Source organism: Mesorhizobium sp. M0500 (assembly GCF_040321165.1).
Taxonomy (GTDB): Bacteria; Pseudomonadota; Alphaproteobacteria; order Rhizobiales; family Rhizobiaceae; genus Mesorhizobium.
On record NZ_JAMYRB010000059.1, the window covers coordinates 1 to 11,329 of the forward strand.

The 11,329-nt window shown below is 59.2% G+C and carries 5 protein-coding genes and 3 pseudogenes; 4 read left to right on the forward strand and 4 right to left on the reverse strand.

Translation table 11 applies throughout. The features are described from left to right. Nucleotides 1–525 precede the first annotated feature (525 nt). From NKI70_RS33500 to NKI70_RS34165, 3 genes and pseudogenes are all read right to left on the reverse strand, one after another. Nucleotides 526–1,011 (reverse strand): YecA/YgfB family protein, encoded by a 486-nt coding sequence (locus tag NKI70_RS33500; protein ID WP_352726389.1) that lies wholly within the window; start codon nt 1,009–1,011, stop codon nt 526–528. A 144-nt stretch (nt 1,012–1,155) separates the two neighbouring features. Beyond that, nucleotides 1,156–1,383: pseudogene (locus tag NKI70_RS33505) on the reverse strand (transposase zinc-binding domain-containing protein); the annotation flags it as partial. Between the two features lie 10 nt (nt 1,384–1,393). Then, complete coding sequence (locus NKI70_RS34165; protein WP_502898955.1) at nt 1,394–1,717, reverse strand: tyrosine-type recombinase/integrase; 324 nt, start codon at nt 1,715–1,717, stop codon at nt 1,394–1,396. 551 nt (nt 1,718–2,268) lie between these two features. Between NKI70_RS34165 and NKI70_RS33515 the strand changes: the two genes are divergently transcribed. The 4 genes and pseudogenes from NKI70_RS33515 (at nt 2,269) to NKI70_RS33530 (ending at nt 10,754) form a co-directional block, all read left to right on the forward strand. Next, the gene (locus NKI70_RS33515; RefSeq protein ID WP_352726382.1) at nt 2,269–8,004 is read left to right on the forward strand and encodes an alpha/beta fold hydrolase; all 5,736 of its coding nucleotides are present in this window, start codon (nt 2,269–2,271) and stop codon (nt 8,002–8,004) included. 336 nt (nt 8,005–8,340) lie between these two features. After that, nucleotides 8,341–9,051, forward strand: coding sequence for an aspartate/glutamate racemase family protein (locus tag NKI70_RS33520; RefSeq protein ID WP_352726384.1), 711 nt, complete (start codon nt 8,341–8,343; stop codon nt 9,049–9,051). Nucleotides 9,052–9,373: 322 nt separating this feature from the next. Then, a pseudogene (locus tag NKI70_RS33525) lies at nt 9,374–9,508 on the forward strand (amidohydrolase); the annotation flags it as partial. Nucleotides 9,509–9,584: 76 nt separating this feature from the next. After that, on the forward strand, nt 9,585–10,754 hold the full coding sequence (locus NKI70_RS33530) for a M24 family metallopeptidase (RefSeq protein ID WP_352726387.1): 1,170 nt from the start codon (nt 9,585–9,587) through the stop codon (nt 10,752–10,754). Between the two features lie 17 nt (nt 10,755–10,771). On the opposite strand, the pseudogene NKI70_RS33535 reads toward NKI70_RS33530, so the two are convergent. Next, nucleotides 10,772–11,122, reverse strand: a pseudogene (locus NKI70_RS33535) (IS5/IS1182 family transposase); the annotation flags it as partial. Nucleotides 11,123–11,329: the final 207 nt, after the last annotated feature.

Here is an 11,329-nt window from a genome sequence, read left to right on the forward strand (position 1 = left end):
GAGAAGCGAGTGACCCGCGGGGCGACATGGTCCGGAAAAATATCAGGAGGAGCTTGACCTCAACGACCCCAATCAGAGAAGCCTGCTAAACGAGCGCCTGCCATTTCGCCCGGGTTGACCAGGCTGCAATCGCGCGGGCGTGCGGCTGCGGTGCGACCGTGGCCAAGGCGCCGGGCGACGTCGGGCCTGCCCTCGACGAGGCGCCCGCGTGTCAGGGCGACCGTGGCTGGTCGAGGTTATGGCCGATCCGGAGACTCATCCAGCGCTTTCTCTCTTTGACGGCACGCTCGACCGCGACACCGTTCGCGACATGGAGTCCGTCTTATGACGCAAGGACGCAGCGAACCTGTTGGCGTTGCGGTCGTCAATGGCAGAGCGACCGGGATCGGCTTCGCGACCGTCGCGCAGATTATTGAGGCGGGCTGGCGCGTCGCCTTTCTTCAGCCAAACAAAGGAGCAGGTGGTAGATACCGTCGGCATCGGCAATCAGCGTATCGGTCAACCCCGCCAGCTCGATCGTAAGCGTCACGAGCACCGCACGGCTGTCTTTGCTTGACAGAGGCAGGGGTCAGATGCGGGCCGCTTTGGCTCGCTTGGGCATGAAGTACGAGCGGATGGCGACGATCGCCTTTGCAACGGCGGCGACGCCCGCGTCGTGGAGACAGAGTTCACCCCCGTTGTGTCCCGGATCGGGGCGATGATGTCGCCGGTTGCGGCATGACCGCGGAGAACAGGGGCGCCAGAGCCTTGTGGCGTAGTCGGTAGCGAGCAGGAAGGCAGTCGACCAGTGGAAGGGGTCGAGGAACCGTCATTGCGCCGCGCAAAGCGCGGGCGCCAGGTTTCCGGTCTTTCGGCAAGCCCGCTCGAGATCCGGTTATAGTTGGCAGCGAGCGTCTGAACGACGAGCGCCTCGGTCGTGCCTTCGAGCGCCATCAGCGTTTTCTCGCCTGCAAACAGAGGAATCCATTGGCGCGGGTCGATGAAGCGGGGCCCGATGATGAGGGTGGTCAGATAGCCGTCGAGCCATCCATGCCGAAGACCGGCGGATGCGGCCGCCGCTGTGCCGCCATGGGCGGAGCGCTCTTGGCCTTGCGCACCGACAGGCGCTGCTCAGCGCTCATGCCGCGGATGCATTCCTCGATCCGGTAGATCGGCGCCCTGGCATTTGGGGCAATGTCTGTCGCGACAACTATCAAAGGCGATCGGTCTATGGCCGCAGTCCTCGCAGCCTCGACATGACCGCCGAGGGCTGCGGTGCGGCAGGTCTCGATCGCCGAGATCACGTTTAGCTGGCCGAGGCTCAAGTGGCCGGCCTGGGCTGCGCACCCAGGCGGCGCCGTGGCGAAGGAAGATGTCGGCGACCTCCAGGCACGGGCGGCGCACCGCCGCCGCGTCAGCCGTCCGGTCTCGTCTCCTCGTCTGCCTGCAGCCTGATCCGGTCCAGCGGGCTCACCACGGTGCGGAGCGTTTTGGTGGCAACGCGGGCATAGAGCGCGGTCGTGTTAAGTTTGGCATGTCCGAGCAAGACTTGGATGACGCGAATGTCCACGCCCTCTTCCAGGAGATGGGTGGCGAAGCTGTGGCGCAGCGTGTGTGGTGTCACCCGCCTCTTGATCTCGGCGGCCTGCGCCGCGGCGTGGACGGCGCGGTTCACCTGTCGCGTGGACAGCGGCGTGATCGGGTTGCGGCCCGGAAACAGCCAGCCCCGCGGCAGCATCACGCCGCGGCGATCGCCCTCGCGCCACCAGGCGCGCAGCAGTGCGAGCAGTTGCGGCGGCAGCAGAGGGCGGCCTTGTACTTCGGACCCGGTGCGGCTTCGAGCAGCCGCGCCACCTCCTCGACGCTCAACACCAGCGGCAGCTTGCGCTGCTCCTGGACGACGGTGAGACGGCGCGAGAGATCGGGCCCTCGAGCGTGACGGTGAAGAAGAAGCGCAGCGCCGAGACCGAGCTGTTGATCCCCGGCGGCCGCACGCCAGCTTGCGTCTGGTGCGGTTGGAAACGCCGCAGATCCTCGGCCGTCACGGTATCAGGCGAGCGCCCGATGAAGGCTTCAAACGCGCGCTCGTGTCAAATGTCAAATGGATAAGCTAGATTCATATAAAATTATCATGTTGCAACTTACTTAACAAAGATTCCATCAAGTTTAACAAACATTGCCTTTCGACATTCGCTAGTCGTTGTTATATTCGCCGCCGGAAAGTTAGGTTGAAAGTGGCCTGCTTAGAGATGATATTGGCGGGCGTAATCTCGGTGGAGTATTTAAGAGATGGAACAAGTTCCTGGTGAAGGTAAATCATTTCTTAGTGTCGTAAAGGGTTCACTTGAGCCGTCGTATCGGATAGTTTGCTTCCCTCATGGGGGGGGTAGCGTCCAGTCGTTCCGCAATTGGCCGGACTATCTCCCCGACGACGTTGAGCTTATTTGCCTGGATCTTCCCGGGCGCGGCAAACGATCAGCGGAGGCCGCCATTCGCAGGATGGACGTACTGGTACCCATGGTCATCGAGGCGCTCCGGGCATACAGCGATAGGCCTTTTGTTTTCTTCGGTCATAGCGCAGGTGCCCTCGTGGCCTACGAGATTGCTCGCTCTCTGGAGGAGGCCGGTCGGCCATCTCCCTTCCATGTTGTCGTATCTGCTCACCCGTCGGCCGATCTGCCCCCGGAAGAGCCGCCGATGTATAAATACGAGGATGATAAGTTAACCGATGTGATCCGTACCCTTGGCATGGTCCCCAAGAGGGCGCTGGCAAACGAGAAACTGCTACTGGACTTCATTTTGCCGCCCCTGCGGGCCGACTTCGAACTTGCGGAGACTTACGACCGAAACCGGGCGACGCCTCTCAAGGCAGCAATCACCGCAATGGGCGGAGTTAAGGACCAGATCAATACCAATGACCTAGACGAATGGCGTCGGCTTACGACGTCGCGATTCGCCCGAATTATGTTTGATAGCGATCACTTTTTCACTCATTCCATGACGGAGGAGGTGGTGGGTAGCCTCCTGCGCGAGGTTGGCGAGGTGAAAGGACAGCTTCCGGCTTCCATCCAACACGGCGAGGTTTTCCCCTATAATAATCTAACGCTGCATGAGCAATTCCGCAAACAAGCGGCTCTCACCCCGGACAGTCCTGCCATCGTTTCAGAGGCTGGGGTCATTACATATCGTGAACTCGATGACCTGAGCGAGATTCTGTCCAGGCACCTGCTTGGACATGGTCAGAGCCGAGGTTCCCGCGTGGGTATCCTGATGGATACTTCACCTGAATACGCCGTCGCGTTGTTCGGTATTCATAAGACTGGGGCGGCCTACATCGTGCTGGACAAAGCACTGCCCATCGCTGCAGTAAAGCGAATACTTGAGAAAGCATGTGTTGAAATCGTTGTCACCAACAACCGTTTTGCAACTAAGCTTCCGACTGACTGGCCCGGTATTGCGCTGTCTCTCGACGAGGGTTGGGAAGCACAACTTGGCCAGGCCAGTCCGGTCAATCCCCAAGCGGTGGATCTCGACGCGCCGGCCCATATTGCATTTTCGTCTGGCACGACTGGTGAACCAAAAGGCATCGTCTGTCCTCATCGAAGCGCTGTAGCCTCTTACCAGTGGCGCTATAGCGCGCTGCCATATGCGTCTGATGAGCGTGAAGCGGTCAATCTCTTCGGGGCCATCATGCGGCCGATCCTCGCCGGGATTCCAGCCTATCTGATCCCTGACGACGTTATCTACGATCCGCACCAACTGGTCGACTACCTGGCACGAAATCGAATTTCCAGAATATTGCTAACCCCCTCATTGTTGGATGTGCTTCTCAGCAGCGGCTCCCTCGACGTTCCTTCCCGCCTTTCGGATCTCCGATTTATATACCTATCAGGCGAGGTATTAACGGCAGTGTTGCTTGCGCGTGTGAGGGATGCGCTGCCGCACGTCAGAATCATCAATTACTACGGCGCATCCGAGGCACATGATGTCGCGCATATTGACTTGAGCGAGATCGATCCTGCGACAATACAAAAGGTCGCACCGGTCGGTTCCCCTCAGTACAATGTCAGTGTCTATATCCTCGGGGAGCAGCGCGATCCCGTCCCTCTGGGCTTCTTGGGCGAGGTCTTCGTCGGCGGCGATGTCTTGGCTCATGGATATCTTGATAGCCCGGAGATGACACGCGAAAGGTTCCTTCCCGACCCGTTCCGCGCTGAAGGCACGATGTTCCGCACGGGCGATCTTGGCCGCATGCTGCCCGGCGGCCAACTGGAGATTTTGGGGCGCTGCGCTTTCATGGTGAAGATCCGGGGATACAGCGTCGTTCCAGCGTCTGTAGAAGCTGCTTTGCTTCGGTACGCCGGCATTTGCTCCGCCGCCGTATTGCCCGAGCTCAATCCGACGACCGGCCAGCCTGATCGGCTGATCGCCTATGTAGTCTTGCGGAATCCGAGCAAGGGGTGGCAGGCTTCTTTGCGGGCGTATCTGAAGTCTGAGGTGCCGGACTACGCAATTCCGTCAAAGTTCGTTGCTCTGACGGAATTGCCCATAGCGCCCAACGGGAAACTTGATCGGTCGCGCCTTCGCGAACTCGCGCAAGAGGCGTGCGCTGCGGTGAGCGGTATCGACGAGGTCGAACCGGCACTTCGCGCAGCTTGGCGCGACCTTCTCCAGGCCGAAGCTGCCGATCCGGGCGACAACTTTTTCGACTGCGGCGGACACTCCCTTCTGGCTGCCCGTCTCTGCACGCAGCTTCGTGAGAGTCTGAAGGTGGAACTCCGCGTAGTGGAGGTCTTCCTCAATCCATCCTTTAACGAACTCGCGGCTCTTCTCCGCAAACGCATTGGCGAGCAGGGATGTCCTCAAAGCGCCAAGCTCCCCAAAACACCGCCAGTCTTGCCGGGTAAGGCGCATGCGAAAGCGTTGGATCGTCGACACAGCCCCAGTATGGACGTTGCGGTGATTGGTATGGCCGCGCGTTTTCCTGGCGCGGAGACGGTTGACGCGTTGTGGGAGAACCTCTGCCATGGAGTGTGCTCGATCACCTCGCTCTCCGCGCAGGAACTCAAGGCTCGGGGCATTCCGGAGGCTGTCCTGAAGCGCCCCGATTATGTGCGCGTGGGTGCCCATCTCAACGACGTGGACCTTTTCGATCCGGATTTCTGGAACCTTTCGAGGCGTGAGGCAATATTAATGGACCCGCAGCATCGCCTGTTTCTCGAATGCTGCTGGAAGGCACTCGAGTCGGCCGGATATGCGCCAACCCAGCACGAAGGCCGGACCGGAGTGTTCGCAGGTTCTTCTTCTCCACTCTATCTACTGCACCATTTGAAGGGCAGCGGCCTCATCGATCCCACCAACGCGCCACTCGCTTTCCTGACGGAGCTCGGCAACGAGAAGGACTACCTTGCCTCGCGCGTGTCCTACATGCTGAACCTCAACGGCCCAAGCATTGCGGTGCAAACCTCATGCTCAACTGGGTTAGTGGCGATCGCGGTCGCCGCTCAGTCACTCGCCGCCGGCTATTGCGACATGGCGTTGGCAGGGAGCTCGAGTATCACCTTCCCTCAAGCGGGGTATCAGTTTGTCAAGGACTTCATTAAATCTTCGGACGGTGTGTGCCGAGCCTTTGATGCCGATGCCAGTGGCACGGTGCTCGGAGATGGGGTAGGGGTTATCGTTCTCAAGCGCCTTGAAGACGCGCTTGAGGCGAACGACCCGATCCACGCGGTGGTAAAAGGATGTGCCATTAACAACGATGGCCGCGCCAAATCGTCCTTCTCGGCGCCTAGCGCGCGAGGCCAGGCCGAAGTTGTGCGCCAAGCACTTGCCTCCGCGGCACTCGGCCCTGAAGATGTGGAATACATCGAAACTCATGGGACCGGCACCAAGGTCGGCGACCCGATCGAGGTCCGCGCTCTGGCAGAGGTCTTCGCGGGGCAAGAGAAAACGGGCAATGCCTGTGCGCTCGGGTCAATTAAACCGAATATCGGCCATGCCAACATCGCCTCAGGGGTCGCGAGCTTTATCAAGACAGTTCTCACCCTTCAGCACGGAGTAATCCCCCCGACTATCAAAATCAACCGGCTGAACGAAGATTTGGGTCTGGAAGACACGCCCTTCTTCATCAATGAGCAGCTTAGACCTTGGCCCCGTCCGCCGGGACGCTCGCGAACTGCCGGAGTCACTGGGCTCGGTATGGGCGGAACCAACTGCCATGTCGTGCTGCAGGAATGGGACAGCGACAATACAAGGGCTTGGCCCGGATCGGTCGCGCGGGGATCTCACGCCCTTTGCCTATCTGCAAAGACCCCGTCGGCGCTAAGCCGAGCCTGCCGGAATCTAGCCGCGTACCTGCGGCGTAACCGCGATATCGATCTTGGTGACGTCGCTCACACCCTACACGTGGCGAGATGCCAGTTCGAGCATCGAACCGTCGTTGTGGCGCGCAACTTGGACACGGCCATCGCGAGGTTGGAAGAAGAGGTGGATCGTGCAGCGGATCGGACTCTTTCCTCGCCGTCGATTGGGTTCATGCTGCCCGGCTGCGGAGTGCAGCACCCGCGAATGTTCAAGGACCTCTTTGATCACGTGCCAGACTTTCGCAATGCTTTCCTGGCTTGTGCCGCCGCTAGTCGCCGGGTTCTGGATCGTGACCTGGAGACGGTCATGTTTGGGGAAGACGACGCATACCGGACGGCTTCCTTCGAAGAAATCAGTGTCATGATTTTCTCCGTGCAATACGCCATGGCCCGTTTGCTAGAACTGTTTGGAGTGCGGCCCGGTTATCTCGTCGGACACAGCATGAGCGAATACGTTGTGGCCACCCTAGCGGGCATTCTAAAAGTAGAAGATGCTGTTGGTCTGACGGTCGTTCGGAGCCGCGCGATGGCGAATCTTGGTATCGATGGTGCTATGCTTGCGGCGGGATGCGGCCCGAACGAGGCTGAGCGTATTCTCACGGAGGATGCTTGGCGTGATCGAGCTGAAGCTGGCGAGATTGGCATCGGTGTCGTGAACTCAGTTACCAGCGTCGTGCTCACCGGCAAGCGGGAACTTCTGGAAAGACTTCAGCAAAGTCTCGAACAGCGACGGATCCCCAACAACCTCGTTAATACAGCTGGCGTCCCCAGCCATTCCCCGCTGATGAAAGGAGCGACTGACGTCATCGACGCGCAGGTCCGCATACTCGAAAAGGGTCTGCCGAATGTCGCCATAGCACTGAATTCAGGAACCCTGCATGGCGTGAAAGTACCCTTGCCGGAGAGCCACTGGAGTGGGCAAGCAACTGAGACTATCCGATTCGATCGCTCTATCCAGACCACGGCCGCGGCTGGTGTAACTGTGCTCATTGACCTTGGGCCTTCGCGCAATCTGGCGCGTTTCGCACATGGGACGATCAACCCGAAGGATCGTAAGACCCGAATTCCATCGATTGTCCCAGCCGCGCGCGACGAGAACGATGAAGAGTCCACTGACCGCCATGTCCTTCTGGAATGCCTTGGGGCACTCTGGGCCGCGGGTGTTGCGGTGGATTGGAAACGGGCCAGTGATCAATTGGAACCGTTCGGTACTCGCCGTCGCATTCCCCTTCCAACATACTCATTCGACGGTCACCGATGCTGGCCGGACGATCAGCCCGCGGCCCCGACGGTTCCGCGGCGGCCCGGGGAGCGAGAACGGCAAAGGGGGGAAGTGTTCACGACGCCGGACGAGCAGCCAGAAGAGAAGAAAAGATCTATGCCAACAGAAGAAATCGAAACAGGAAGCGACAACACGTTGCCTAATGGTGATACGAGGAGAATTTTCCTTGATGAAGTCAAGACTATTATCGGAGACGACGAAATAGGATGGGATGATAACTTCTTTGATGTTGGGGGAGATAGCCTGATAGCCGCAGAACTCCAAGCTCACCTGAATCAAAGCGACCTCTGGAGGTCTCCGCAATTGGATGAGATAATCGAGGCGGCGACGTTCGGCGACCTGTATGACCGAATATGCAGGCGTAATCACCCGTCGCAATAGCGACACCGCAAACTTGTTAAATGTTCGCCAGTCCCAGGCGACCATTTAGTCTAGACCGCAGACGCAGCAGACCACGCAGCTCTGTCTCTGGCGGTCGGCGAGACTGGTAGTAGCGGATCATCTTCCTGTGCGCATGCGCCAGACTCGCACGCACACTCCCCAAAGGGAATCCCAATCGGACTCTTCTGTTAGGCGGTAACTACTAGATCTCCGACCTCCGATCGCACACGGCCATCTTGCACCCAGATGGTCGGCGGCGACAATCGATATTTGACGAACAGGGGAGGCGCATATACCACGCACATCAAATTTAACTACATGCCCTTGGAGGCCGGAATGGCGTCGCAAGCCGGAAGCTGTCTTGGAATTTTGGACTTGGAACGTGGCTTGCCACCCGGCGTGACGCCGCCGGCGCCGCCGTCCGGCTCGCTGTTTAGTTCAGCTACTTTCGACTTTCCCGTAATATCGGAAACCGTCGAGGGAGCCTGGGCGGATGTTGTCATGCAGGGCGATCCTGCGCTCGAGCCTGCGTTTGTGACAGCAGCTCGGAGGCTGGTAGAGCGAGGCGCAGTCGTAATCAGCTCGAACTGCGGCTCTGCTGTTCGGCATCAGGCGGCGGTGGCTGCGGCGGTAAGTGTCCCGGTAGTAATGTCCAGCCTGCTCTTAGTGCCGGCGCTGCTCCGCCAACTGGGCCCAAAAGCGAAACTCGCTGTTGTCACAGCTGATTCACGAGTGTTTCGAGATGATTTGCTTGGGCTCACTGATCAGGCCGACCGGGATCGGATCGTCATCGGCGGCATCGAAGGCGGTAAGTTGTTGGAAAACGCGTCCATGCGTCCGCCGCAACCGACCGATGTCGCCGATATCGAAAATGATGTAGCTGCTTGCGTCGCGCGGCTCCGCGTCGCAAATCCGGACATCGCTGCGCTACTGTTCACTTGCACGGGTTTCCCGCCGATAACGCCGGCAATCCGTCGGATGGCTGGGCTTCCTATCTACGATATCACAACCGTATGCCGGGTGACGCTTGAGTCCGTTGGCGCCTAATGTTGTCATCGTTTCAAGTTCTTCAGGTTTTCTCCAAATCCATTGATATGAGAGGTAATCATGCGCATCGCATTCATTGGCACAGGGACCACAGGCGCGAGCTGGGTGGCATTGTTCATTACTGGCACGCATGAGGTGACCGCATGGGATCCGGGCACCGGGTTGGCAGGATCGTCTATTGGCAGCCCTCGACCGCTATGAGCCGCAATTGCGAGAGCTTCATATGCCAACTGTACGTACGCGCCTTCGACTTTGCTCCAGTTTGGGTGAGGCGCTGCCGAGGCAGAGCTCGTTCAGGAAAATGCCCCGGAACAGAGGCGCGCCAGGCGCATACATTCTCCATGGCAATGGTCCGACTGCTGGTGTGCACAACCCGGAATATGATTTCAACGACGAAGCCCTGCCTTGTGGCGTCGGCTATTGGGTGAACCTGGTCGAGACGGCGCTGGCTGTTTGAGAAGATTCCACGGAGAAAGCGTTGCGAGGCTATGACGCAATTTCCGTGCGGAGGTGATCTAGATGGAGTTGAATTCATGACGATTAGCAGAGGACCGCAGGCATTCCCTAGAAGTGAATACGTGCGTCGGCTCGCCATGGCGAAGTCGGAAATGGCACGGCGCGACATCGATGCACTCGTCGTGTCCGACCAACACAACATTACTTATCTCACGGGGTACACCGCACATTCGGGCTACGTCCCCCAGGCACTCGTTGTTTCGATGCATGAGGAGGAACCGACTTTCATATTGCGTCGCTGCGATGCGCCGGCAGCCGTCCATCATTGCTTCATGGAGCGCGACAAGATCATCGCCTACCCCGAATCGCTCATCGGGAATCCTGAGAAAGATGGGTACGACCCGATAATCGATTTCCTGAAAGATAGTGGACACGCGAACTGCGGCATAGGCATCGAGCTATACAGCCTCCCGGCGCAGTCGGCGGAAAAGTTTAGGAGGCGACTGCCCGAGGCCAGAATCGTGGATTGCACCAAGGCGGTCACCTGGATTCGGCTTATCAAGTCCGACCTCGAGATTGAGGTTATGCGAGAAGCGGCCGCAATATCAGACGCTGCGATCCTGCGCGCCGCTGAGGTGATACGCCCTGGCGTGCGTGAAGCCGACGCGGTCGCGGAAATCGCGGGAACCTTGATACGCGGTGTGAATGGCAAGCCCGGAACGAAGCTAGCAACAATCAGCTTGTGTTCCTCCCCCCGGACGGGAACGTGCCACATCAACTGGAGTGAGGATGTATTTCGCGCTGGCTCACAGATCAATCTTGAACTCGGCGGGACGCGCCACGGCTATTGTGCCGGGCTTATGCGCACGTACTCGATTGGCGCACCGTCGGCTCGCCTGCGTCGAGTTCATGAGATCCAGGCCGCTGGTCTTGAGGCTGCTCTTGAGGCGGTTCGCCCGGGAGCGACCTGCAGTGACGTCGCCAACGCATTCTATCGCACGATCGAGAAGCAGGGGCTCGAGAAGGAGACGCGCTGCGGCTACGCCCACGGGATCGGATGGATCGAGCCGACCGCGAGCCTCAAGGGTGACGATATGACGGAACTGAAGCCCAACATGACGTTCCACCTAATGCTGGGCAACTGGATCGAGGAGGACTTCGGATATGTCAGTAGTGAGACATTCCGCGTCACCGACTCCGGCGTCGAGGTCCTGACCACTGCGCCCAGAAAGATTTTTGAGATTTAGATGGACTACTAAACGTTGGCCTTGGTGAGGCCGCGCCTGTAGCCGGCGACATGGACCTTGAACATCTTGTCCTTCGGCGCGTTGTGGCCGCGATAGCCGGCATCGGCGACGATCTTGCCGAGATTGGCGCCGATCGCGGTCTCGATGGCGGGAATGACGGTGGCCAGCGTGTGGCCGTCATAGGGATTGCCGGGCAGCGCCTTGACATGGGCGACGAACCGGCCGCCGCGGCTGCGCTGCAGCGTGTTGGCGACCGAGACCTTGACGTCGAACTCATAGGGCTTGTGGGCCTTACCCTTGCCGATGCATTCCACCTCGGGAGCGTGCAGGGAATAGACCTTGCGGCCGCGCTCGCGTCTTCGCCAGGCTCGTCGGCGGCGACTGGATCGACCGCCATGAGAACGTGCTGGTCACAGGCGCAACCGATCCCACGACATAATGCACACCTCGCTATGTTATTGAAAAAGCTGGATCTGCTGATCCTGTGATCGTGATAATGGACTGTGTCCGCTCCTGCCGGAATGGTGCTGGATATCGAGTTGCTCGATATCTTCATGACGGATGATCCAGGGCGT

Coding starts and splice junctions, on each gene's coding strand:
- NKI70_RS33515 (WP_352726382.1), top strand. CDS start 2,269: ATGGAACAAGTTCCTGGTGAAGGTAAATCATTTCTTAGTGTCGTAAAG.
- NKI70_RS33520 (WP_352726384.1), top strand. CDS start 8,341: ATGGCGTCGCAAGCCGGAAGCTGTCTTGGAATTTTGGACTTGGAACGT.
- NKI70_RS33530 (WP_352726387.1), top strand. CDS start 9,585: ATGACGATTAGCAGAGGACCGCAGGCATTCCCTAGAAGTGAATACGTG.
- NKI70_RS34165 (WP_502898955.1), bottom strand. CDS start 1,717: ATGCTGCCGCGGGGCTGGCTGTTTCCGGGCCGCAACCCGATCACGCCG.